Origin of the sequence: uncultured Brachyspira sp., from assembly GCF_910588665.1 — a bacterium.
GTDB lineage: Bacteria > Spirochaetota > Brachyspiria > Brachyspirales > Brachyspiraceae > Brachyspira.
In genome coordinates, this window is record NZ_CAJUPR010000007.1 from 1 (window position 1) to 23,721 (window position 23,721).

A 23,721-nucleotide genomic window follows, 5' to 3' on the forward strand; every position below is an offset into this window, starting at 1 on the left:
ATAAACCCGCCGTAATCAGCCGAGTTCGAGCATAGCAATAATAAAAATAATAAAATATGAAAGAAAATTTACCCGCTTATACTTGATAAGAGATGCTGCATCATTGCTTTTTTATGTTTCTTTAAGGATATAATTTTTAAGTGCTCTTCATCATTAAATAATATATATATTTTTTGTATATATACTATTGTTTACTTCAAAAACTAATATATCAGATGAACAAACATCATTAGTATTGGCAAACCATACTATTTTTAAATACGGTCTTATATTATATATTAATATATGATTTTCTAATACGAATTTAATTTATTACTATTAGGAATTGAAAAAAGCATTTATCTTAACTGAAATATTTGGAAGTAAATTCTCTGTATTATAAACTTATCGAAATTTTATATTTTCATAAATACCGTCTGCCTAGATAATCTCAAAGAAGATTCATAATCGGCTATTACAGTAACATCGCTGTGTTTTTGAAGCTTGCTTAAAGGAGAAGAATTACTTATGCCATGCTCAAGACAATCTCTTAAAGAACAAGAATTTTCTATTCCTGACGAGGTAAGCAAAACTGTATCAACAATATCTATAAATCCCATACCCATACTGAATACAGTTGTAGGAACTTCTATATTATTTTCTTCAAATTTGTATTTAATTTCATTTATTGAATGTTCGCTTAATGTTTTAATTCTGAATAATGATGACAGCGAAGACATTCTTTCATTGCCTGCCGAAGTGGAGTCGGCTGTAAGGGAATACCATATAACATCAAATCTTCCCATTTCTTGAATAATTTCAAGCTGCTTATCCATTTGATATTCGCTGCCTTTTCCGTCAAATAAAAAAACATTTTCTTTCGGTATATCAATTTTTGAAATAAGATTTTCTTTTAAAAAATATGCCTTGCTGTTTTTATCGTTTGGAGAAAGCCCTATATATTCAGACTGCTGAAATATAAATATATTTTTTACATTAATTTTATAATTACCGATGTTTTCTATTATAGATGAGTAAATATCTTTAGCATCATATTGACTGGAAACTGAAATATAAAGTTTTTCTTTTTTTTCCTGTTTTTTCTCTAAGAAATTTAATATATGCTTTGCCGTAAATATAGTATAGTCTTTATATGAATCTGCAATATATATATTCATAAATAAGTCCTTTAATTATATAACGATTAATCTGAACTTATTATAACATTTTCCCTATTTTCTGTATATACTATACTGCTTATTTTATTTGTATCTATATTTATATTATAATGCTTATATCCTGCTTCAAAAATTAAATTTGTACTTGTAAAATTACTTACAGTTATATTTGTATTAATGATATTTCTTCTAATAGATACAGGAATATTATTTTTAGGAATTGTGGTTACTATTATCCAAGGATTAAAAAGCCTTACATTTTCTTTAGTTGAAGCTTCTGCTCTGTATAATTTATTCTGATCTATATTAGTATGTACAATATCATATTCCAAGTCATATTCGGATAATATATCTATATAGCTGTACGAGTAATTTCCGTCAATAATAAACCTTTTATTTGCTTCATCAAATGTAATAGGCAGCTTAGAGTTTGCAGCCCATTTATATTTATATCCGTAAACATAATGTTCTGTGATTATATCGGGCAGCGCTTCTATGTCTTCTTTTATTATTAAAATATTAGGTTTTAAATAATAAAATCTTCTGTCATAATTTTTCAGATTAATTTCATAAGTATATTTTTGATTTGCTTTTGCATGCGCATAAAACATTTTATAGTAATTAGTTGCATTTTCTATATATGAAAAACTTCCCGCATTTTCATTAATTTTATAATTATTTATTATTATATTATTATGAAAATCTGCTTCTTTAAATAGTTCATAGTTATTAGTGTCAAAATTATATCCTAATTCATCAATAATAGAATCTCCGTAATTATAATATACGAAACTCATTCTGTCATTATGATTAAGCCCGAAAGAACTGTCGGTATTTCTTCCTTTGGCGTAAACAGCTAAATAGGGAGAATCAAGAGTTTTTATATTTTCATTATATATTGCCGTTTGTATTTTTTTAAAAAACAATGTGTCAAATTGAAAGTCTTCATTTGAAGGGGCATTGTCTTTTAAATAATAATTATTCCATATCAATGCATAAGGCAGATATTGAAAGTTTACAGCTTCGCTTTGAGCGAATACAGCATAATTTTTATACAGCGGATTTGCATACATTTTGCTTAAAAGCTCCATAACAGCATTTCTTGCTCCTGTATCAAATCTTAATTTACTCCTATTGTATACTGCTGTATATCCTATAGGCATAGTATAGCCTGAAGGATATCCTACAGCAGATAAATACTTTCCTATATTTTTGAAAGATTCTAAAGTAAATGCATCAAATATACCGACATTTTTTAATGTTAAAGCGTATAATAATATCGGAAGAATAGTGTCGAATGATTCGCTTACAGAAGATTTAAAGCTTCCGTCTCTTTCAAACATAGAGAATATCATTCCATTAATATAATTCATAGAAAAATAATGCCAATTTCTAATCTGATTCTGATTTACATTTTCATTAAGCATATTTACAGATATCAGCCCTAATGCTGTTATATATTTTATAGTATCTTTTTTTTTGTATTTATCAGGATTATTTATTATATAGCTGTATAGAATCTCTCCGTATTTTATAAATTTCTGCTTCATAAGAACTATCTCTTCCGGTGAAAAATCATTATACATAATATCAAAAGGCATAAGCAGAGAATTAGCCAATACGGCGGCGGCATCTGCATCATTATAATTTTCTATATTTGATTCATCTAAATTTACTATATCTCTTATCATTTTTTTTATTTCATATTTTAATAAATTATTATTAGTTTCAAATGCCCCTTTTAAAGACATAAGCATAGTATGAGTAGGTAAGTTTTCAAAATATAATTTATTTGTGTTATTATTGTTTGAATATTCTATATTATTAACTGACCATTTTCCTACATTTTCAGATGTATATAATTTAAATGCATTTATATTTTTTAGAAGGGTAGGGGATTGAATTGCTGTTTGTATGTATATAAGATTGTATAAAATTTCAAATGTCTGCTTATCTATAAAAACAAAAGGTCTTTTCATATTGAATGTTTTATTTGTTATAGGTATGATTTTCGTACTGCTTTCATCTATAAAGAAATGATATATTTTTCTTAAATTGGTATCTCCGTTTTCATCAAATGCTATATACCATTTGCCGTTATCTAAAATATTAGTCATTGAAAAAAAATTATTATTTCTTAATGTGTATTCATAACGAGATGTAAAAGATAATTCTTTGGACACCGATATTCTAGTTAATGCCGTTTTTTTATTAATCATAATAAAAGGAGGATTGCTTTTTGATATATGTCCGCTTTCAGGCAGTATTAAAGCCATACTTTCCGCAGATTTTATTTTATCATCATACTCTGATATTGCCAGCTTTACTTTGTCTTTGGTATCATTATCTCCGATGCTTTCTATACTTACGGATATTTTATCAATTTTATCTTTTTCAAGCGGCGGAATAAAATTAGTTGCATACAATATAAGATTTATATTTCTATTAACTAAAGGATTTTCTACTATGTATTTTTTTTCCGTATCATTTTCTTTTACCGATATATTAAGCCGCACAGGTATATTGTCGGAATATATATTATAAGTAAGAGATATTCCGTTTTGTATTCTAACGCTTTTTTTATATTTTAATGTTATGAATTTCGGATATTGCTTATTATATTCAGGATATACAATAGTATATGAATTATCTTTTTTATTATAAAGAGCTTCTATTTCCATATTAACTATTATTTTTTCTGAACAGGATAAAGCAAAAAATATCATTGCTGTTATGAATATAATTTTTATAATCTTTTTCATTTTTATATAATATATATTATTCCATTCTAACTCTATGCAAACCTCTCAGATAGTAAGTTATATCCTGAATATTTTTATCTATCATTTGTTTGTATTCATCAGGTATATTTTGATCTCTTATAAGCTTAAACATTTCAAGACCTTCCTGCAGGTTTCCGAATAAGCTGATTCTTGCGGCATTTCTAAGTATCCTTTTATATTTGGAATAATAAGTATTTTCAGGCATATTATCAAATCCGTAAGTTATTACAAGTTTTTTTTCATAATCATCTATATCGTCTAAAAGCTTCATTCTCATAGTCGGAGTTTCGCTTGCAGGCTTCAGCTGAGTTTCAGGTTTAGCCAATTTAGCGCTTTCTTTAGGAGCTTCAACTTTTACCGTTATATTAGGCTGCTGTACTTGAGGAGCTGTATCCTGAGAAGCTTCAGCAGTTATTGTTTGTCCGCCTGAAGGAGGTGCATAGCCTTCGTTTATTTCCACACGGCTGTTTTCTATTTTATCTATTATAGTAAAAGGTCTTTTTCCTAAGTTCTCATCTTTAGAACTCTGCGAATCTTCAAGTCTGTTTTCAACCAGATTTTCTAATTGCTCGGAAGCTTTATTTAATCTGTCTTCTCCTTCTGATATAATAGTTGTAGAAGCCTCTTCTTTTTTCTTTTCCTTTTGCTCTCTGTAATCATCCATAGCGGCGCATAATAGAGTAGCTAATTTTGTAATACCTTCTTCAGTTTTTGAATCCATATTTGATAATAAATTGCCGTCAGACTCTGTATTGTCATCATAATCTTCATTCGAAATATAGCTTTTTTTCATTGTGGAAGCTATATCTTTTGCTGAAGTTTTAATATCTCCTCTTATTTCTTTAAGTTTTTCTTCTTCCTTTTTTAAAAGTTCTCTTTTTTTATCTAATGCTTTTGATTCTTTTTCTATCTGTTTTAATACTTTTAGGTTTTCTTTATACTGTTCTTTATCTTCTTTTGACAGCTTATTTGTATTTTTTTTAGTATTTTTTAATTCCGATACAGCTTCTTTTAATTTAGCTTTTAATTCCTTTTTTTCCAGCTCCGATTCTAATAGCTTTTCTTTTAAAGCTTTAATTTCTTTTAAAGTTTCTTTATCCTGTTTTGATGATTTCAAAGCATTTTCAGTTTTTGATTTTGAGGCTTCTTTTGCTTTTAGTTTTAATTCTTCATTTTTTAATTCTATTTTTCTTTTTTCTTCTTCAAGTTTTTGATTAGTTTTTTCTAATTTATCTAATTTTTTCTGAAGCTTACTTATTTCTGTACTGTTGCTTTGAGTTTTGGCAGGTATTGATTTTTTTTGCTCTAAATCTTCTATTATTTTTTTATATTTATCCTCTATTTTCTTTTTTTGTATATCCACAACCTTTTTATATTTTTGATTTAGCTCAGCTATTTTTTCTTCAGACTGCTTCAGTTTTAATTTTAATTCTTCAGATAATTCTTTATAAGAGATTCTGCCTGATTTTTTATTATTAATTGTTTCAGATGATTCAGTTTTTTTAATACTTTCTGTTTTTTTTACCGCCATATAAAATGCCTGCCATTATATTTTTATATTATTAATATTAACGGAAAAAATTTAAATTTGCCGATAAAAATATTTTCCTTAAAATAATTAATAATATATATTATATATTAATTATAAAAATATGATATAATAAAAGTTTTTATACTTGATAAATATTTTATAAATGATATAATACTCTTGATTTAAAATAGAAATCAGTTTTTAAGGAAAAAATATATATGAATGCCTTACTTACATTAGGAATAGTTGTTTATTCTATAATATGCGTACTTTTAATATTATTAATAATAATACAGGGAGGTAAAGCAGAAGGTTTGTTTTCCAGTGCTCAGGCTAATGTTTTGGGAAGTCAAAGAGGAAATGCTTTAGGCAAAGCTACTAGTTTTCTCTCCACTATATTTATAGCTGGTGCATTGCTTATATCTATTGCCATAAGCACACAGAAAACAGCTTTTGAAACTGCCGAAACAAATGATCAAAATATGGCGACTCCGTTAAACGCTCCTATTGATAATAATACAGGTATTACAAATTCTATTCAGTAATATTACTGTTAATAAACTTTTTTATATAATTTTTTTATTTAGGTTTTTTTAATTTTCTTATATCTATATTGTTGGTTTTTATAAGGTTATCATCAAAGTATAATACCATTTCTAATTTATCTGCCTGCCGCCAATAATTTCTGTCAAAATGCGTTTTAAAGCCTATTCTCTGACCTAATGGAAATCTTATATTATAAAAAGAATTATTTCCTGAAAATAATAACTTTTTATTTTTGTATAATGAAAAAGATGCATTTAGTCTTTCTATATTATTTGAATTAGTATAATCTGAGTTTTCCAATTCTATTGTTATTATAACGGCGTCTTCTATAAACTCTGCATTATTAATTTTTACTATAATATCATTTTTAGTTTTTAAGATATCAAAATACGGAAGATTATTAAAAAAACCTCTTTTATAGAGAAGCATTCCTATAACTGCTATAGTCAAAAATGTGCCGTATAAAAACATAAACCATCTTCTTGCAAATATGCTTACCTCTCTTTTAACAATATTATGTTTTATTTTTTTATCGGCATAAAATTCATGTTCTTTTTGTTTTGGATCATAAACTTCTCTGGACAATTTATTTATTCCTTTTTAGTATTTTATATGAAATATCGGATAAGTCTTTAGGCTGAATATAATCGTTTCCGAATTTTTTAGATAATATATTAAAAGATTTAGATTGTATAATTAATGCTGCTTTGGAAGCATCTAAAGTATTTAATTTTCTGGCAAGCAGCGCTCCTATAAATCCAGCTAAAACATCTCCCATACCTGCTTTTCCCATAGACTCTTTAGGATTATAATTGATATATATATCATTATTATGCATTAAAAAACTTACGGCATCTTTTAATATAACGGAGGCATTTGTTTTCTGTCTGAATTTTAATAATGCCTGATAAGGATTATTTAATGCCTCTATATGATTAATTTGTGTTAACTTTTCAAATTCATATATATGAGGAGTTAATATAAAATTATCTTTAAGTTCTTTAAATGTACTTTCAAACATTAAATATAAAGCGTCTGCATCTATAACTGCAGGTATTTTTATTTGCTTTAATATGCTGTTTACAAAAATCTCGGTTTGCATATCTCTTCCTATACCTGAACCTATTATGCATGCATCGCTTTTATTTATGTCATTTACTATTTCTATATCATTTTCAGTAAAGCATTTCTGATTTTCTTCTCCGATTCCTATAATTACTATTTCAGGCATAGAAGATATAACAGCATCTCTTATATTTTTTACTATTCCCGAAGGTACATATAATCTTATATATCCCGTTCCCAATCTGTACGCTGCTTTAGAAGCTAAAACGGCAGCACCTATATAATCATTGCTTCCTGCAATTATAGCAAGCATTCCTTGTTCTCTTTTGCTTGAGAATGCATTTCTGTTTATATTTATTTTTTCATTACAGTCTATTAATTTTGCTTTGTATTTGCAGCTGTCTAATACAGATTTTGGAAATATTGATTTTATTATAAATAGCTTTCCTATATACTCTCTTGTTTTGTACAAAAAAAATATATCTTTGGCAAAACATACAGTATAAGTTTCATGGGCTTTGAAGCAGCTGTATATATTATTATTGTCATTTATTTTTGAAACAAGCCCTGACGGAATATCTATTGCAATTCTCAGAACATCAAGCCCATTTATACTGTCTATTAATAATTTATATATTCCTTCTAAAGGTCTGCTTCCTCCTGTTCCGAATAATGAATCTAATATGACGGACTTTTTTTCAATATTTTTGACAGCATGCAGTACATCTTCCTCACTTCCTAAATAATTTATATCTATATTCATAGATTTTAATATATTAAAATTGGAATATGTATCTTTATTAACTCGGTCAATATTTCCTATGATATATATTTTAACATTGCATCTATTATTTATTAAATACCTAGCTGCGGCAAGACCGTCTCCGCCGTTTCCTCCAACAGATGAGAAAATATATACGGTTTTTTTGGATAATAATTTTTTATGTCTTTTTAATAGAAGATGAAAAATATCTCTTGCTGCATGTTCCATAAGAAGTATGGAAGGTATTTTCTTTGATGTTTTTTTATCTATATCGATCAATTCTTCCGCAGTTACAACTTTCATTTATTAATTCCCAATTTTTCTTTTATTATTTCAAAAAGCGGTAAAAAAATATTTTTATTTAATTTTCTGTATTTTACAGCTTCATTGTATGTATTTTTTTCATTATTGTTTTGAAGTATATTATTATATATTTCTTTAGGCATTATATTAGAATTATTTTTAAATACATCTAAATCATAATATGCGGATAGTTTTAAACTCCATAGTGCATGTTTAGTCTCTTTATCATTAGCAAGTATAGGATAAATATAAATATAAGATTTCGATAAAGTATTATATAAATATTTTATTTCTTTAATAGAATTAAAATCTGGTATATTTCTGTATAATATTGAACTTCCTTTTTTTATTATATTGCTTATTTTGTATTTATCGCTGTTATATGCATATAATAATGTCCAGTATGTTGCATCTTTATATAAAGTTTTTGCTATATCCCAATAATACATATCTTTTGTGGTTATATATGATAAATTTGCAGAATCTATACTATTAAAGTACATGTTTACTATATCATAAAGTTTTTGATTTTCTATGCTGTTATTTACCAATGATGTTTTATTTCCGTTATAATATATTGACAATAATAATCCTATTATAAGTATAAATATTATTATGCATGCTACTTTAATAATACCGTAAAATAATTTTCCGTTTCCGCTTTTTATATGAGTTTTTTCCTCAGAATATCTGCTTTCATATTTTTTTATTTCTTTTTTATCAGGATATGCAGCTTCTGGATATTCTCTGTCTAAATTATTAATATCTAATTTTTTATTATCATCTTTTGTTTTTCCCTCATTTCTTTCTTTTTCATTTAGATTTTTTATTATACTTGTTATATCTATAGAGTTATAAGTCTTGTTTTTACATATATTTCTTATTGCATTATCATCTATAGGCTTATCCGATATTTCAACAACCTCTTCTATAATATCATCATTATAATTATTTTTTTTATACTTTATTTCACTGTCGGATTCATCAGATATATCTTCAATTATTTCATTGCTGTTTAATTGTTTTAATTTATTTTTTAAATAATAATCTGCATCAAATTTAATATTTTTTCTTTTTGAAAAAGTGCCGAAATCTTTTATATGCACATTTTCTTCTTTCAATATATCTTTTATATTCTTAAATATATTTTTATATATTGATTTTTCCAAAAAAATATTTTTTATATTTCCTTCAATATTAATAGATTCTAATGAACCGTCAAAGTTTTCATTTTCATTTTTTAAAATTATATCGTTATTTTCTATACCCAGAATTCCCAATCTGTCCATATAAAAAGTTTTTCTGTTAATAATATAATCTGCTATCACTGAAAAAAGTTTTTTAATGATATCATCAATTTCATTATAAGTCATTTTAAATTCATCTGATATATTTTTTATCAATTTATTATTAGTTTTATACATATATTGCCTTTTTAAATTTCATAGTATATTGTAAAATTATATATCAATTTGGAATAAAAAAAAGCCTAATTTTATTAAAATTAGGCTAAAAAATAAAATAATTTATTTTATAGATATTCTTTCAGCCATTCCTTTAATTGAGTTTCATTTTTCATTCCTTCCGCTCTTTTTACCACTTCTCCGCCTTTAAATACTATTAAAGTAGGTATTGATTGAACGCCGTATTTAGCGGCAACCTCTTCTGAATTATCAACATTAACAGCTCCGAAATTCATTTTATCAGCATTCTGATCTGCTACCTTATGTAAAATAGGAGTCTGCATTTTACAAGGTCCGCACCATTCTGCAAAAAAATCAACTAATATAGCCTTATCTCCCGATATAGCTGCTTCAAAATTATCTGTTTTTAATTCTTGTACTGACATATTTATATTCCTCGCTTATTTTTATGATTTATTTTATTAGTATACTCTAACTTAATTAAAAGTCAATAATTTTTTTATTTTTTGATATACATATATGGTGTATATTTTTATTTGATTTTTTTAAGCCGTATAATATCAGCTTAAATATTGCAGAAGAATTATTTTATTGCTGAATTGCAATTTAAGACAAATAAAAAAGCCATGTTCATAAAAACATAGCTTTTTTAAAATTTAAATTATTATATTTTTTTAAATACTATAGAAGCATTATGTCCGCCAAATCCGAAAGAATTACTTATAGCATATTCTATTTTATAATCTTGAGCGGTATTTGCCACAATATCCAAATCGCATTCTGGATCTTGCTCCTGCACATTAATAGTAGGATGAACTTTTCTTTCAATTATACTCATAACAACCGCAATAGCTTCCATACCTCCCGCTGCGCCTAATGCATGACCTATCATAGATTTGGTGGAATTGATTTTTATTTTTTTAGCATGCTCTTCGCCCAGCGATTTTTTAATGGCTTTTATTTCTGCAATATCTCCCACAGGAGTGGAAGTACCATGCGTATTAACATAATTGATTTTGCCGGGTGAAATTTCAGCGCTTTCAATAGCCAAAGACATAGCTTTAGCCCCCATAGCTCCGTTATCTAAAGGAGCTGTAATATGATTAGCATCGGCAGTAAAGCCATAGCCGCAGACTTCGGCAAGTATTTGCGCATTTCTTTTTTTAGCATGCTCATACTCTTCCAGTATCAATATGCCTGCGCCTTCTGCAATAACAAATCCGTCTCTTCCTTTATCAAAAGGTCTTGATGCCTTCTGAGGTTCATCATTTCTTGTAGACAAAGCTCTTGCATTATTAAAACCTGCAATAGTGAGAGGATTTATAGTAGCTTCCGAACCTCCTACTATCATAATATCGGCTTCATTATTTTTAATATGCCTGTATCCCAAACCTATAGAATGATTTGAAGAAGCACATGCTGTAACAGTACTGTAATTAGGACCATTCATACCATATTCCATAGATATTAATCCAGGCGTCATATTGATTATCTGCATAGGCACAAAGAAAGGTGATACTCTGCTTGGACCATCGGAAAGTATAGTATTATGATTTGATAATAGAGTAGTTATTCCTCCAATACCGCTGCCGAGAACACATCCGGCTCTTAAAGGATCAAAGCCTGTTTTGGGTTCTATTCCAGCCTGCTTAAAGGCATGATGAGCGGCATATATTCCGAAATTTATAAAAGGATCTAATCTTCTCAGCATTTTTTTATCGGAATAATAATCACCTTCAACAGGTAAAGCTTCGGCACCGATTTTGGTAATAAGCTCTTCTTTTTCAGGATCAAAATATTTGCTTAATGTTTTAACACCTGAAACACCATTAAGCAAATTATTCCAAAAAGTTTTAACATCATTTCCAAGAGAACTTACTATTCCAAGTCCTGTAATCACAACTCTGCGTTCACTCATATATAAAACTCCTAATAATTTTTAACTATATCAAAAACTTTCCCGTAAAAGACATAATTATCTTTAAACGGGAAAATTTAATAATATAATTATTATTTCTTATGTTCTTCAATATATTTAGCTGCATCTGCCACATTCTTAATTTTTTCTTGATCTTCTTGAGGAATTTTGATATCATAACGTTTTTCTAATTCCATAATTAATTCAACCAAATCAAGTGAATCAGCGTTTAAATCGTCTACAAAAGAAGCCGTATCGGTGATTTTGCTTTTGTCTGAGATGTTTAATTGGTTGGCGACAACATCTTTAATTTCATCAATTAATGCCATTTTTAGTCTCCTTAAATTTTATTGTTTATTAATAAAGCGCTTTTATAAGCGTCATTATATGCTTTTTTGCTATTATTACATTGACATTCCGCCGTCAACAGCTATAACTTCTCCTGTGATATAATTACTTATATCGGAAGCTAAAAATAATACTAAATTGGACACATCTTCCGAAGTTCCTAATCTTTTTAACGGAGTTATGCTCATTATTCCTTTTACGGTATCTTCCGAAAGTATATCCGTCATATCCGTTTGTATGAATCCGGGTGCTATAGCATTTACGCATATATTTCTTGGAGCAAACTCTTTAGCCATAGACTTTGTCATGCCTATAATTCCTGCTTTGGATGCAGAATAATTAACCTGTCCTGCATTACCCATTTTTCCTATAACGCTGGATATATTAATTATTTTTCCTTTTCTTGCTCTAAGCATATATTTAGCGGCTTCTCTTGACATGTAGAAGGCTCCTGAAAGATTTGTTGAAATTACATCATTCCAAAAATTATCTTCCATTTGTATTACAAGCATATCTTTGGTTATGCCTGCATTATTTACAAGTATATCTATAGAGCCGAATTTTTTTATAGCTTCAGCAATTATATCTTTACAAGATTCGCTTGATTTAGCATCATGCTGCAGCGCTAAAGCTTCAACATTGTATGCTGATTTTATTTCATTAGCAGTATTAGAAGCTTTTTCAAAGTTTGTGGCAGTAACAACCATATTAACGCCTTCTTTTGCAAGAGTTTCAGCTATTTTTTTTCCTATTCCTCTGCTGGAGCCTGTTATTACTGCTGTTTTATTTTTAAGATTTAAATCCATATTTATCCTTTTCAGATATTAAATATATATAGTATAAAATAATTTTTTATTTGTTAAAAATATACATATATTAAAACAAAATATATTGAATTTGTCAAGTAAAAATAATAAATTTAAAATGTTCGACTTTTTTGGTATAAAAGTCGGACATAATATTTTATTTTTTTTTGTTATTTTCAGCTTTTTTTACCGCTTCTTTTTTTAACTCTTTTGATTTTCCTTTAATCATATTCATAGCTGCTTTAATTAATGCTTTAGCTTCTTTTTTATTTTTAGCTTCGGCTATAATACGGACAATAGGCTCAGTATTTGAAGATCTTACATGAAGCCAGCTCTCCTGCAGATCTATTTTTATGCCGTCAATGGATGTTATTTTGGCTTTCGGATATTCTTCTTTTATCTTTTTCAGGAAGTTTTTTTCATCTATTTTTGATACTTCCAATTTCTCTTTTACTATTTCATATTTTGGTATTTCATTTACAAGTTCTGTTATAGTTTTTCCAGTTTCCGCCATTAATTCTAATATTAAAGCTATTGCTAAAAGCGAATCTCTTCCGGGAGTTACAGAAGGTACTATTATACCTCCGTTTCCCTCGCCTCCGAAATATAATTTATTTTTTACTACATGCGAAGAAACATTTATTTCTCCTATCTTTGTGCGATTAACAGAATAGCCTTTATCTTTAGCTAAATCATCTATCATTCTTGAAGTAGATAAATTAACTGCGGCATTGCCTTTTCCTTTAAGCCATAAATATTTAGCGCATAGAGCCAAAGTATATTCTTCGCTTACTGTGGTTCCGTCATCAAGCACTATTGCAAGTCTGTCGGCATCTGGGTCCTGAGTAAATCCTATATTAACTTTATTTTTCTTTACTAAATCGGATAAGCTCTTCATACTTGAAGCCGAAGGTTCTGCAATATGGGCAAATTTGCCTGTATGTTCTTTGTTGATAGAAATTTCTTTAACTCCCAATGCCTTTAATAGAGGAGGCGTTGCAAATAAACCTGTTCCATTAACATAATCGCATGCCGCCTTAAAATCAGCTTTTTTTATTTTTTCTGTATCTATAAACCTGATGATTCGTTTTATATGTTCGTCTATAGCATTATCTATTTTTTCATAAGTTCCAGTTTCCAATGCTTTTACAAATCTTGAGGATCTTTTATCATAAAATTTAATAAGTTCATTAACTGTTTTTTCATCTAAAAAATGTCCGCCTTTTCCTATAAGCTTTAATGCATTCCATTCTATTGGATTATGACTTGCAGATATCATAATTCCGCCATGTATTTTAAGTTTTTCTACCATATATAAAGCTGTTGGGGTAGGGGTTATACCTATATCTATTACATTTATTCCAGATGCCGTTAAGGTGGAAACAACCGCATTTAGTATGGATTTTCCTGTTATTCTTGTATCTCTGGCAACTAAAATTTTAGCTTTTTTCGGAAAAAGACAGGCAAATGCTGAAGTAAAATCCACTATTGTTCTTATATCTAAACCGTCTCCTATTATTCCTCTTATTCCTGATATACTTATTTTTAATGTTGGCATTTATAAAACTCCGTAAATAATTTTTTATATACTTTTATATATTATTAAAAAAGTAAAATGATTGTCTGTAATTTAGGCAGTAAAAAATAATATTCAATTATTTATTTTATAAAAACTGCAGTTAATAGAATGATCATTTACAATTCCTACAGCCTGCATATAACTGTAAATTGTTATGCTTCCTACAAATTTAAATCCTCTTTTTATTAAATCTTTGCTTATTATATCTGACAATCCGCTTTTTGCAGGAGGAATATTTTCATCATCTAATTTATTGTCTATTTGATTATTATCAGTAAAAGACCATATATATTTATCAAAACTCCCGAATTCTTTTTGTATTTCTATAAATTTATTCGCATTTATAATAAGAGCATTAATTTTTCTTTTATTTCTTATTATTCCTTTATTATTAAGAAGCTCTTCTATTTTTTCATCATCATATTTTGATATTTTTTTATAATCAAAATTGTCAAAAGCCTTTCTCATATTTTCTCTTTTATTTAATATGCATTTCCAGCTTAATCCTGCCTGCATATTTTCTAATATAAGCATCTCAAATAATTTTCTGTCATCATGGCAAATGCGGCACCATTCTTCATTATGATATTTTATCTCTATTTCGCTTTTAGCCCATTTACATATTTTCTGCATAAATAAAAATTATCCTCTTCTTTGTTGTTTATTCTATATTTATATTGCATTCATAATTATCAATTTTTATATTATATGATCCGTTTTTTAAATATGAGAAGTAATTATCTTTCTCTCCTGTTATGTTAACTGTTTTTTCCCCGTTGTATTCTATAATGCATCTGTTTTTTATATTATTTATATTAATATAATATTCTTCTTTATTTTTGCCTACCTCTATATTTTTATAAATATAAATATCATTAACCTCATTTTTATGATTACTGCCTCTTGAAGGGGCTTGAGTTAATCTTGTAAAATAGAGAATATAATCTGCAGCTGAGTTTTTTATACTTATAAACGGCTTATTATTTGAATACTGAAGCATATTTGAATCTTCCGTATTTTCCATAATAAACAGATCGTTTTTCAGATTGGCAACCATTTTTTGAAGTTCCGTATTTGATTCAAGCTCATTTAAAAAATCATCGGAAACTTTTAATGAATTTACATAATTTATTATTTCTTCTTCTGTATAGTTGTATTTATCCATATTATAAACCTGATAAATTATTAAAATTTGATTTTATATCATTCTTTATTTTATTTACAATTTTTGCAGCCGCATTGCCTGTAATGTTTAAAAGTTTAGCTATGAAACTGTACGGTACATTTATTTTTATAGAATGCAGTTTTTTTATATAATTTTGCTTTTTGCTTGCTAAATGTACAGTAAAAAGTCCTTTTTTATTATTTTCTTCTATTTGTGCATTTATTTTTGCTATTTTATCCTGCTGCCTTAATATATCATTATATTTATTTATATATGTTGCCCTTGCTTTTTCCACTATAGAATAAGCTTCTTCATAGTTTATATTAAAATATTTCATAAGCGGAGAAATTATAAAGTTTATAAATAGTTCAAGACTATGTATAAAAAATGCTATGGAATCTCTGCTGCTGTATTTTTTTTCCGTATAATTAAATATATTTAATGCCAATTCTTCAATATTGCTTTCATTATAATCTTTTGCATATTCATTTATAGAATATGATTTACTGTCATATAGAACATCATGCAATGTAAAAGCTTCTCTTTCATATAAAGGAGCATCCATTGAAATTTCTTTTTTATTATATTTTTCTTTTCTTTTTTTATAGTCTAAAAAGTTTAAATAACTGCTTCTTAATGTATAGGTAAACCAAGTAATAAATTTAGCGTCCGTTTCATTATATTTTAATATAATATTTTCTATTCTTTCTATATAGTATGAATAAAAATCCAAAGCATTATCATGAAACGCTCCGAAAACTTTTCTTGGGTAATTATAAATATAATTTGATAAATGTTCGTTAATTTCTCTCATTACTTCAATGCTTCTGGTTGCTTTATACTGCAAGATAGATTTTTTTATAAACTCATCATCAATCATTATTATCCTCATGTATGAGTATATTGTAAAATATTTCTTTCATTCTTTCATCTTTTATATTCGATTCTTCTATTATGTTATCAATCCATTCTTTATGTTCCTGAGTTAATTCTTTTTCTATTTCTTCTTTTTTATCTGCATTTAATTTTATAATATTATTTTTTACTTCGCCTATTCTTGTTTTTAATTCGGAAACTTCTATATTAGTTTCTTTTTTTATATTTTTGAATATATCTGCCCTGTTTATAAATATTTCATTAGCCCATACGCTATCTGTTACCGTAATAGTAAGAATTGAATTTCTATAAAATGAAGGACAGCATATTTTTGACAGCACTTCGCCCATAATATCATTCCATTTTTGAGATATTTTAATATAGCTTGCTAAATTTATATTCTGATATAGTTTTTTATCAGAGTATTCTTCCAATATATTTTTAATAATATTCATATATAACAATCCTGATACTTATATAATACAATAATTTTTTATATAATCAATATTATTAATGATTGGTTAATATTATATTATTTGTATTTTCTGCTGTATTATTAATATTATAATCATTTGTATTTATGATATTTGTAATGATTGTATTATTTGTAGAGTGTTCTGTTATTTCTATAGGTTTAGCTTCCATATCTTCATCATAAATTATATTTTGATTTGTGCTTATATTATTATTTTCTATTTCATATTCATTAGTAATTCCCGACATTCTGGCTAATATATTTTTATTTCTGTTTATTGAATCTTTCAAGCTTCTGTAATTCGGATCTATTTTATATGCTTCTTCATATATATTAAGAGCAGAATAAAAGTTTTTATCTCTTTCGTATGCTGCTGCAAGATTTACCATATAAACTACATTATTAGGACTGTAAACGGTTGCTTTTAAAAAATAAGATTCTGCTTGTTTATAATCTTCAATATATAAATAGAGTAATCCGAGAAAGTTATTCATATATGCATCATTAGGTTTTAAACTGATTGAATATCTTATAGAAGCTATGGCTTTATTTGTATCTCCTAATTTATATAATGCATATCCCTTTTGAAAATAAAGTTTTGATGAGAATCTATTTACTATTATTCCGTTTCTTGCCGTTTTAAGCATATTTGTATAATCTTTCAGATTCATATATGCATTAGCCAAGTTTTCAAAATATTCTATTTTTAAAATAGGAGAGTTTTTTATTTCATATTCAAATAACTCGGCTGCTTTTTTATAGTTTTTTGAATTATAATATATATATGCATTAGGTAAATTTTTTCTGTCATAATAAAAAATATCATTGGTCTTAGAGTATAATGATAATACTATTAATAAAAATAATATAGCGGATAATCTATTAGCGTTCATCTTTTTTGAAACTTTGAAGCCTGAAATCATTAATCATTGCATTAGCATATGCTATAGTTGCATCATACATTTCTTCTTTGGTTTTTCCTTTAAAGAATTTATATACTCTAGGAGATTGTGTATTTAAATAATCAGGCAGTACTATTTCTCCGTCGCTTGATGCTTTTATGGCTAATTGTTTTATATTGCTCATTTTGTCAATAAATGAATGCAAAAAAAATCCTGATTCTTTTAATATGAATTGTTCGGCTCTGCTTGAATTGTCTCCGTTATTTAAGGCAAGTACATAATCTGCAAATATTTGAGGGACTTTAGTTTCTCCTACAGGTATTATAAATTTCTGAAATTTATTGTCATAATCTTTTACGGCAGTTTCCACAACATAATCGCCTGCAGGTCCGCATGAAAAATATCTTATAACTGAAAAACAATCATATAATTCCTTAAAAGCACCGTATAAATGACATATTTCCTCATCAGCTTTAGAATGAATATCTTCCATAGGATATTTTTCTGTAGCGCTTTTAAATTTTTCTATCATACTGTCAACTTTATTCATAAAAGAGTTTTCTTTTGCCTTCTCTTCTTCCACCTTTTTTCTCTGACGCTCCAATTCTCTGTCTCTTAAAGTAGTTTTTATGTCTTCTAAAATTTTTATTTCAACTATTAGGAAATTAGATAAATCCTGTCTATTTTGCAATGCCTCTCTGTATCTGTCATTAAAACCGTTTATATTGTATATTTTATTTCCATATTTTTCAGCACCCCGTTCATATTCGGTTCTTATTCTTGTTAAAGTTGAATTTATTTCTTTATCGCTTAAACCAGCCATTGAAGCCTCCTTTATGAAAAATATTTTATGCAAAAAATTACTGCAAATTAGCTGCTGTAATAATATATCGAAAAATACCGTTAATAAATTATATAATTTTTTTTAAATAAATCCAGTATTAAAAATTATTTATGATAATTATTAAGCGGTTTATTTATCTATCATATTTTATAGGTCTTTCTCCAGATTTGAATATATTTCCTTCTCTGGCTAAGTTAAAAATGCTAATTCAATATCCTCTGTAATCTTTGAAATTCAGGAAGATTTACCATTTCGCCTATAGTGCATAATGTATTTGTACTGCAAATAATTTTATATTCAGCATTATTAAAATATGATATTGCAGATGCGGTTCCTGTTGCAGTGCATACAACTCCTTAGAATGCTGATAATTTTCCTAATATGCTTGCATTATTGCTATTAAATTTGATATAACTAATGCTCTGTATAATTTATCTTCAGGTGCATTCATAGTATGAATAATATATTATTACAGGTACGGATACGGTTATTCCCTGATTGCCATGCCCTGAATTAGTTATTATGGGCATAGTACAGTCTTTCATTGGTATATCTATATAATTACTGTATAATTTTTTGTACATTAAATTTGCCATATTAAATCATGATGATGAATATTATATTATTGTTTTTTATCATAATTAACATTTTCTAAAATTATTTATTTTAGTTTTAATAAAAATTTACGATTTATTATTTTAGTTAATTATAAAAATATCATTTTTTTATAATTAGCTTATTTTATACTATTGATTTTTTTTTATTTTATGATATTTATAACAGATAATTTTTGAGAGATTAATTATTATGATACCTAGATTACATTTAAAAATAGTGGCAAGATTTAGAGAAGTTTTCGGACATAAAGGGGATACAAAGCTTTATTTTGCTTCAGGAAGAGTTACAGTTATAGGGGAGCTTATAGATTATTCTGGAGGAGATACTATAACTTCAGCTGTAGACAGGGGCACATATATGGTAGCTAGAAAAAGACCTGATAATAAAGTTAATATATATGCTCATTCTTTTAAGTCTAGAAAAAGTTTTACATTAGATGATTTGGAGAAAAATAAAGAAGATGAATGGGCTGTTTATTTTAAGGGTGTATTTTCAGTCATTTTAGAAAAAGAATATAAAATACATGGAATGGATATATTTGTATATACGGATCTTCCTTTTAATACTTCCTTAGCGTCTTCCAGCTCTTTATGCGTATGCTTAACTCATGCCGTATTGGATATAAATAATATAAAAGATGTGGAGCCTATAGAGATGGCTAAACTTTCTTATGAGGGAGAAACAAAATATGCATCTCATAGAACATCTCTAAGCGATCATGCTGCCATATTTATGTCTAAAGAAAATAATTTATTTCTATTTAATATGAAAAAACTTGAATATGAATATTTTGATTTTAATTTAGGCGATTATTGTATGGCTGTTGTAAACAGTAATAAAAAAAGAACTTCAAGTGACAGCGAATATAATGCAAGAAAAAGAGAATGTGAAAATGCATTGAGAAAACTTAAGGATAAAAAACCTAATTTAAAGTTATTATCCGATTTAAAGCCTAAAGATGCAGATTTTATTAAAGAAACTTTACAAAATAAGGAACAGAGAAGGGCTTTATATGTTTGCGACGAACAGAATAGAGTTAATCAGGCTGTTAAAGCTGTAAAAAAAGGTTCCGTTAAAGATTTGGCTAATTTAATACTTAAAACTCATGACGGATTAAGTAAATTATATGAGGTTTCAACTGCAGAGCTGGATATATTAGTTGAAGAGGCTATGAATATGGACGGAGTTCTAGGGGCAAGAATGATAGGAACAGGTTTCGGAGGAGGCGTTTTAATGTTCCTCAAAAAGACCGAAGTTGAAAATGTTATAGAAAATTTATACTCTCATTATAAAGAAAGAACTAGGAGAGATGCAGATGTTTATATATTAAAATTGTCAGACGGCATTAGAATTTTACCTACGGAATAATGAATTTTAAAATATTTTAATTAATAAAATAGAAATTAATATAAATAAAGTTTTATTTTTTATATTGCTGGTAAATATTAGTAAATAAGTTTATAATCGTATATGCGAGTTAAAAATAGGGACATTTTATGACATTATCAGAAATTAAAATTATTGTATCAAACATTAAAGAACAATCGGAAATATTAAGGGGGTATCTTTGACCCTGATTCAATTTATAAAAGGGTTAAGGAGATAGATGAAATATCCTCTAAAAATGATTTTTGGAATGATAATATATCAGCTCAAAAACTTATGAAAGAAAGAATGCTTCTTTTAGATAAAATAGATCCTATAGATGCTTTGATAAAAAATTCTAATAATATTTATGAGCTTGCTGAAATGTCTATAGAATCCAATGATACGGAAATGGAACATGAATTGGAGCATGAGTGTTTGGAATTGCAGAAAGTTTTTAATGAGCTTGAAACTAAGAATCTGTTTTCAGGAGAGTTTGACAGCAAGAATGCATATTTAACTTTGAATGCGGGAGCAGGAGGAACTGAAAGCTGTGATTGGGCTTCTATGCTTTCAAGAATGTATGTAAGATTCTGTGAAAGACATGGTTTTACTGTAGAAATAACAGATGAGCTTCCTGGAGATGAGGCAGGTATAAAGCAGATAAGTTTTTATGTTCAGGGTCTTTATGCATACGGTTATTTACGCTCCGAGATAGGAGTTCATAGATTGGTGAGAATATCGCCTTTTGATGCTAATGCTAAAAGACATACATCCTTTGTGGCTGTAAGCGTTATGCCCGATATAGACGAAGATATTGAAATAGAAATAAATCCCGCAGATTTGAGAATAGACACATACAGAGCTTCTGGAGCTGGCGGACAGCATGTTAATAAAACTTCATCTGCAATAAGAATAACGCATATACCTACTAATATAGTTGTCCAATGTCAGGCGGAAAGAAGTCAGCATAATAATAAAGATATGGCTATGAAAATGCTTAAGGCTAAACTTTATCAGCTTGAAAAGGATAAGCTTGATAAAGAAAAGCAGAAGATAGCTGGAGAAAAAACGGATATAGCTTGGGGCAATCAAATAAGAAGCTATGTTTTTCAGCCTTATCAAATGGTTAAAGATTTAAGAACTGGATATGAAAGCGGAAATATGAATTCTGTTATGGACGGTAATATAGATGAGTTTATATCTGCGTATCTTAAAATGCAGATAAAAAAATAGCATATTTCAATCTGTTAAAAATAATCTTATTTTATTATTCTAATATGTAAAAAGTTTGTTGTATAAAAACAAAAATTTTTATATTTATTCTATTTACTTTTTCCGACATATATTGTATTATGTCTAAAATAAAAAAATGGAGAAAATTATGTTAAAAAAGATTACTTTTGTATGTGTAATGATAGCTGTTTTAGCGATTGCTGTCCCTAAAAAAGCCGATGCCGCTTATGCTGACGGTGCATCAATAGGAGTTTCATTATTCGGCGGATATCCGAATTCAGGTTTAACTTTACTGGGACAATTTAAAGGCGTTCCTTTAATGTTTGGTATTGGTTTAAATGCGGGATTTTTCGGAAATTCATATTTCGGTGTCGGACTTACTATGGATTGGTGGGGATATAAAACTCTTTTAGGCAAAGCGGGAGCATCAGATGTTCATTTTTATGTAGGACCGGGACTTGCCGCTTCGGTAGGATTTGGAAGCAATTATTGGACTGTATCTGCAGGTTTAAGAGTTCCTTTAGGATTCTCTTTTTTAATTAAGCAGAAATGGGAGATTTTCTTAGAGCCTGCTCCTATTTTAAATGTGCTTCATGCCGATACCGACGGAATCAGCATATTGGGGATTAATATTGCTAAAGGTGGCGGAGGTTTTTATATAGGTAATTTATTAAGCATATCTTTCCAATTCGGATTTAGATATTGGTTCTGATTTATAATTTTTATAGTATTTATGCCTAGCTATTTATTAGCTGGGCTTTTTACTTTTATAATAATTTCTTTACTTTTTTATATTATTTTTTATATTTATATAAAATACTAATTAGGTTTTTATTTTTATGTTTAAAAGAATGGCGATATACAGTTTTTTTTTAACTATTCTGATTTTTGTTTTTTCTATATCATCTAAATTGTATGCCAATTATCCAAACGGCTCTGCTGGAGGATTTTTTTTAAGATTTAGTTTTCCAAGTCAGGCATCTTTAGGGGTTACAGGAAAAATTGAGAATATTCCATTAATGTTTGGGGCAATATTTAATATAGGCATATCTTCTAAAGGCTGGGCTTGGTTTGGTTTAAGTGCAAGCGCAGATTGGTGGGCTTTAAAATACAGAATAGGAAGGGTAGGCAGATCTGATATAAGGCTTTATTTCGGACCGGGAGGAGAGTTTATAGCTGAGTTTGGAAATAATTATTGGAATTTAGGCTTAGGTTTCAGACTTCCTTTAGGTATTTCTTTTATAATTGATAGGGATTGGGAAATATTTCTGCAAGCGGCTCCTGGTCTTAATGTAATAGCCTTTGGAAATGAAGGTTTCGGAACTTTCGGCTGGTATCCTAGTCATACAGGCTGGACTTTTTCTAAATTCTTCAGATTCTCAGGTGATATAGGATTTAGATACTGGTTTTAATAAATTTTTTATATAAATATAAAGTTAGATTTTATTTTTTCCTTTTACCAGAGGTATATAATCAAAGAATGAATATATAGTTATTATTGTAACCGCTAATAAACTAAAGTATATTATTGTGTCATAAGGAAGAACTGCGGAAGTATGTTTTAATATTTTTATAATAAATATTATAATAACTGCAGCCGCTCTGGAAGCGGTTTTTAATTTACCGCTGAACTTAGCTGCAACTGCAAATCCTCTAAGTCCTCCTAGGATTCTTATAAACATTGAAAACATATCTCTGTAGAGCGAAATTATATACATCCATATAGGCATAGAACCTTCATATAAAAATATTGTAAACATCGTTATATGAAATACTGTATCTGCAAACGGATCTAAAACCTTTCCTAAATCGCTTACCAAATTTAATTTTCTTGCTACAGCTCCGTCTAAAGCATCTGTTATTTCAAGTGCTATAAGAAATATTAATGCCAATACGGAACTTATTATAGAATTATAAAAATATAAGAATATAACAAGCGGAGATAAAACTATTCTGCTGATGCTTAATAAATTAGGTATATGCTTTTTCATAAATTAACTTCCTTTTAATTGTAAAA

24 protein-coding genes are annotated in these 23,721 nt (G+C 27.7%); 5 read left to right on the top strand and 19 right to left on the bottom strand.

Annotated features, from left to right (window positions below; all coding sequences use genetic code 11):
- Nucleotides 1-395: 395 nt before the first annotated feature.
- Genes QZ306_RS06280 through QZ306_RS06290 form a run of 3 tightly spaced genes read right to left on the bottom strand, consistent with a single transcriptional unit; the run spans nucleotide 396 to nucleotide 5,471 of the window.
- The gene (locus QZ306_RS06280) at nucleotides 396-1,157 is read right to left on the bottom strand and encodes a glucosamine-6-phosphate isomerase (protein ID WP_295162227.1); all 762 of its coding nucleotides are present in this window, start codon (nucleotides 1,155-1,157) and stop codon (nucleotides 396-398) included.
- 26 nt (nucleotides 1,158-1,183) lie between these two features.
- Nucleotides 1,184-3,919, bottom strand: coding sequence for an RNA polymerase subunit sigma-70 (locus QZ306_RS06285; protein ID WP_295162229.1), 2,736 nt, complete (start codon nucleotides 3,917-3,919; stop codon nucleotides 1,184-1,186).
- A 16-nt stretch (nucleotides 3,920-3,935) separates the two neighbouring features.
- Entirely contained in the window at nucleotides 3,936-5,471 is a 1,536-nt protein-coding gene (locus QZ306_RS06290; RefSeq protein WP_295162231.1) for a hypothetical protein, read from the bottom strand.
- A gap of 218 nt (nucleotides 5,472-5,689) precedes the next feature.
- Between QZ306_RS06290 and QZ306_RS06295 the strand changes: the two genes are divergently transcribed.
- Entirely contained in the window at nucleotides 5,690-6,016 is a 327-nt protein-coding gene (locus QZ306_RS06295; RefSeq protein ID WP_295162233.1) for a preprotein translocase subunit SecG, read from the top strand.
- A 34-nt stretch (nucleotides 6,017-6,050) separates the two neighbouring features.
- Here QZ306_RS06295 and QZ306_RS06300 read toward each other — a convergent pair whose 3' ends face one another.
- The 15 genes from QZ306_RS06300 to QZ306_RS06370 all read right to left on the bottom strand — a co-directional run bounded on the left by QZ306_RS06300 (nucleotide 6,051) and on the right by QZ306_RS06370 (nucleotide 19,069).
- Nucleotides 6,051-6,602 carry a hypothetical protein gene (locus QZ306_RS06300; RefSeq protein ID WP_295162235.1) on the bottom strand — a complete coding sequence of 184 codons (552 nt, stop codon included), beginning with the start codon at nucleotides 6,600-6,602 and terminating at the stop codon, nucleotides 6,051-6,053.
- Between the two features lies 1 nt (nucleotide 6,603).
- Nucleotides 6,604-8,148, bottom strand: a complete 1,545-nt coding sequence (locus tag QZ306_RS06305) for an NAD(P)H-hydrate dehydratase (RefSeq protein WP_295162237.1) — start codon at nucleotides 8,146-8,148, stop codon at nucleotides 6,604-6,606.
- Nucleotides 8,145-9,572, bottom strand: a complete 1,428-nt coding sequence (locus QZ306_RS06310) for a hypothetical protein (RefSeq protein WP_295162239.1) — start codon at nucleotides 9,570-9,572, stop codon at nucleotides 8,145-8,147. Before QZ306_RS06310 ends, QZ306_RS06305 begins: the two co-directional genes overlap by 4 nt.
- A 107-nt stretch (nucleotides 9,573-9,679) precedes the next feature.
- Nucleotides 9,680-9,997 carry a thioredoxin gene (gene trxA / locus QZ306_RS06315; protein WP_295162241.1) on the bottom strand — a complete coding sequence of 106 codons (318 nt, stop codon included), beginning with the start codon at nucleotides 9,995-9,997 and terminating at the stop codon, nucleotides 9,680-9,682.
- A 239-nt stretch (nucleotides 9,998-10,236) separates the two neighbouring features.
- Nucleotides 10,237-11,490 (bottom strand): beta-ketoacyl-ACP synthase II, encoded by a 1,254-nt coding sequence (gene fabF / locus QZ306_RS06320; RefSeq protein WP_295162243.1) that lies wholly within the window; start codon nucleotides 11,488-11,490, stop codon nucleotides 10,237-10,239.
- Nucleotides 11,491-11,582: 92 nt separating this feature from the next.
- Complete coding sequence (gene acpP / locus QZ306_RS06325; RefSeq protein ID WP_013115070.1) at nucleotides 11,583-11,819, bottom strand: acyl carrier protein; 237 nt, start codon at nucleotides 11,817-11,819, stop codon at nucleotides 11,583-11,585.
- Nucleotides 11,820-11,894: 75 nt separating this feature from the next.
- Nucleotides 11,895-12,644, bottom strand: a complete 750-nt coding sequence (gene fabG / locus QZ306_RS06330) for a 3-oxoacyl-[acyl-carrier-protein] reductase (protein ID WP_295162245.1) — start codon at nucleotides 12,642-12,644, stop codon at nucleotides 11,895-11,897.
- 157 nt (nucleotides 12,645-12,801) lie between these two features.
- Nucleotides 12,802-14,202, bottom strand: a complete 1,401-nt coding sequence (gene glmM / locus QZ306_RS06335) for a phosphoglucosamine mutase (RefSeq protein ID WP_295162247.1) — start codon at nucleotides 14,200-14,202, stop codon at nucleotides 12,802-12,804.
- Nucleotides 14,203-14,295: 93 nt separating this feature from the next.
- Nucleotides 14,296-14,856, bottom strand: coding sequence for a DNA-3-methyladenine glycosylase I (locus tag QZ306_RS06340; RefSeq protein WP_295162249.1), 561 nt, complete (start codon nucleotides 14,854-14,856; stop codon nucleotides 14,296-14,298).
- 28 nt (nucleotides 14,857-14,884) lie between these two features.
- A complete protein-coding gene (locus QZ306_RS06345) occupies nucleotides 14,885-15,388 on the bottom strand; it encodes a hypothetical protein (protein ID WP_295162251.1) in 504 nt (167 codons plus the stop codon).
- A 1-nt stretch (nucleotide 15,389) separates the two neighbouring features.
- Entirely contained in the window at nucleotides 15,390-16,268 is an 879-nt protein-coding gene (locus QZ306_RS06350) for an RNA polymerase subunit sigma (RefSeq protein WP_295162252.1), read from the bottom strand.
- Nucleotides 16,261-16,719: a DciA family protein gene (locus QZ306_RS06355; RefSeq protein WP_295162254.1), complete on the bottom strand. Its 459-nt coding sequence runs from the start codon at nucleotides 16,717-16,719 to the stop codon at nucleotides 16,261-16,263. Before QZ306_RS06355 ends, QZ306_RS06350 begins: the two co-directional genes overlap by 8 nt.
- A 55-nt stretch (nucleotides 16,720-16,774) precedes the next feature.
- Nucleotides 16,775-17,662, bottom strand: a complete 888-nt coding sequence (locus QZ306_RS06360; protein WP_295162256.1) for a tetratricopeptide repeat protein — start codon at nucleotides 17,660-17,662, stop codon at nucleotides 16,775-16,777.
- Entirely contained in the window at nucleotides 17,622-18,464 is an 843-nt protein-coding gene (locus QZ306_RS06365) for a hypothetical protein (RefSeq protein ID WP_295162258.1), read from the bottom strand. Before QZ306_RS06365 ends, QZ306_RS06360 begins: the two co-directional genes overlap by 41 nt.
- Nucleotides 18,465-18,922: 458 nt before the next feature.
- On the bottom strand, nucleotides 18,923-19,069 hold the full coding sequence (locus QZ306_RS06370; protein ID WP_295162260.1) for a hypothetical protein: 147 nt from the start codon (nucleotides 19,067-19,069) through the stop codon (nucleotides 18,923-18,925).
- A gap of 223 nt (nucleotides 19,070-19,292) precedes the next feature.
- On the opposite strand from QZ306_RS06370, the gene galK reads away from it, so the two are divergent.
- The 4 genes from galK (at nucleotide 19,293) to QZ306_RS06390 (ending at nucleotide 23,116) form a co-directional block, all read left to right on the top strand.
- A complete protein-coding gene (gene galK / locus QZ306_RS06375) occupies nucleotides 19,293-20,471 on the top strand; it encodes a galactokinase (RefSeq protein WP_295162262.1) in 1,179 nt (392 codons plus the stop codon).
- A 128-nt stretch (nucleotides 20,472-20,599) separates the two neighbouring features.
- A protein-coding gene (gene prfB, locus QZ306_RS06380; protein ID WP_295162264.1) for a peptide chain release factor 2 occupies nucleotides 20,600-21,704 on the top strand; the annotation gives its coding sequence in 2 pieces (ribosomal slippage) (nucleotides 20,600-20,671 and nucleotides 20,673-21,704; 1,104 coding nt in all).
- Nucleotides 21,705-21,852: 148 nt separating this feature from the next.
- Complete coding sequence (locus tag QZ306_RS06385; protein ID WP_295162266.1) at nucleotides 21,853-22,416, top strand: hypothetical protein; 564 nt, start codon at nucleotides 21,853-21,855, stop codon at nucleotides 22,414-22,416.
- 127 nt (nucleotides 22,417-22,543) lie between these two features.
- On the top strand, nucleotides 22,544-23,116 hold the full coding sequence (locus QZ306_RS06390; protein ID WP_295162268.1) for a DUF3996 domain-containing protein: 573 nt from the start codon (nucleotides 22,544-22,546) through the stop codon (nucleotides 23,114-23,116).
- Between the two features lie 24 nt (nucleotides 23,117-23,140).
- On the opposite strand, the gene QZ306_RS06395 is transcribed toward QZ306_RS06390, so the two are convergent.
- The gene (locus tag QZ306_RS06395; protein ID WP_295162270.1) at nucleotides 23,141-23,695 is read right to left on the bottom strand and encodes a CDP-alcohol phosphatidyltransferase family protein; all 555 of its coding nucleotides are present in this window, start codon (nucleotides 23,693-23,695) and stop codon (nucleotides 23,141-23,143) included.
- Nucleotides 23,696-23,721 lie beyond the last annotated feature (26 nt).

Excerpts from the sequence above, each read along its gene's own strand:
- QZ306_RS06280 (WP_295162227.1), bottom strand. The coding sequence starts at position 1,157 with ATGAATATATATATTGCAGATTCATATAAAGACTATACTATATTTACG.
- QZ306_RS06285 (WP_295162229.1), bottom strand. The coding sequence starts at position 3,919 with ATGAAAAAGATTATAAAAATTATATTCATAACAGCAATGATATTTTTT.
- QZ306_RS06290 (WP_295162231.1), bottom strand. The coding sequence starts at position 5,471 with ATGGCGGTAAAAAAAACAGAAAGTATTAAAAAAACTGAATCATCTGAA.
- QZ306_RS06295 (WP_295162233.1), top strand. The coding sequence starts at position 5,690 with ATGAATGCCTTACTTACATTAGGAATAGTTGTTTATTCTATAATATGC.
- QZ306_RS06305 (WP_295162237.1), bottom strand. The coding sequence starts at position 8,148 with ATGAAAGTTGTAACTGCGGAAGAATTGATCGATATAGATAAAAAAACA.
- QZ306_RS06310 (WP_295162239.1), bottom strand. The coding sequence starts at position 9,572 with ATGTATAAAACTAATAATAAATTGATAAAAAATATATCAGATGAATTT.
- trxA (WP_295162241.1), bottom strand. The coding sequence starts at position 9,997 with ATGTCAGTACAAGAATTAAAAACAGATAATTTTGAAGCAGCTATATCG.
- fabF (WP_295162243.1), bottom strand. The coding sequence starts at position 11,490 with ATGAGTGAACGCAGAGTTGTGATTACAGGACTTGGAATAGTAAGTTCT.
- acpP (WP_013115070.1), bottom strand. The coding sequence starts at position 11,819 with ATGGCATTAATTGATGAAATTAAAGATGTTGTCGCCAACCAATTAAAC.
- fabG (WP_295162245.1), bottom strand. The coding sequence starts at position 12,644 with ATGGATTTAAATCTTAAAAATAAAACAGCAGTAATAACAGGCTCCAGC.
- glmM (WP_295162247.1), bottom strand. The coding sequence starts at position 14,202 with ATGCCAACATTAAAAATAAGTATATCAGGAATAAGAGGAATAATAGGA.
- QZ306_RS06340 (WP_295162249.1), bottom strand. The coding sequence starts at position 14,856 with ATGCAGAAAATATGTAAATGGGCTAAAAGCGAAATAGAGATAAAATAT.
- QZ306_RS06345 (WP_295162251.1), bottom strand. The coding sequence starts at position 15,388 with ATGGATAAATACAACTATACAGAAGAAGAAATAATAAATTATGTAAAT.
- QZ306_RS06350 (WP_295162252.1), bottom strand. The coding sequence starts at position 16,268 with ATGATTGATGATGAGTTTATAAAAAAATCTATCTTGCAGTATAAAGCA.
- QZ306_RS06355 (WP_295162254.1), bottom strand. The coding sequence starts at position 16,719 with ATGAATATTATTAAAAATATATTGGAAGAATACTCTGATAAAAAACTA.
- QZ306_RS06360 (WP_295162256.1), bottom strand. The coding sequence starts at position 17,662 with ATGATTTCAGGCTTCAAAGTTTCAAAAAAGATGAACGCTAATAGATTA.
- QZ306_RS06365 (WP_295162258.1), bottom strand. The coding sequence starts at position 18,464 with ATGGCTGGTTTAAGCGATAAAGAAATAAATTCAACTTTAACAAGAATA.
- QZ306_RS06370 (WP_295162260.1), bottom strand. The coding sequence starts at position 19,069 with ATGTACAAAAAATTATACAGTAATTATATAGATATACCAATGAAAGAC.
- galK (WP_295162262.1), top strand. The coding sequence starts at position 19,293 with ATGATACCTAGATTACATTTAAAAATAGTGGCAAGATTTAGAGAAGTT.
- QZ306_RS06385 (WP_295162266.1), top strand. The coding sequence starts at position 21,853 with ATGTTAAAAAAGATTACTTTTGTATGTGTAATGATAGCTGTTTTAGCG.
- QZ306_RS06390 (WP_295162268.1), top strand. The coding sequence starts at position 22,544 with ATGTTTAAAAGAATGGCGATATACAGTTTTTTTTTAACTATTCTGATT.
- QZ306_RS06395 (WP_295162270.1), bottom strand. The coding sequence starts at position 23,695 with ATGAAAAAGCATATACCTAATTTATTAAGCATCAGCAGAATAGTTTTA.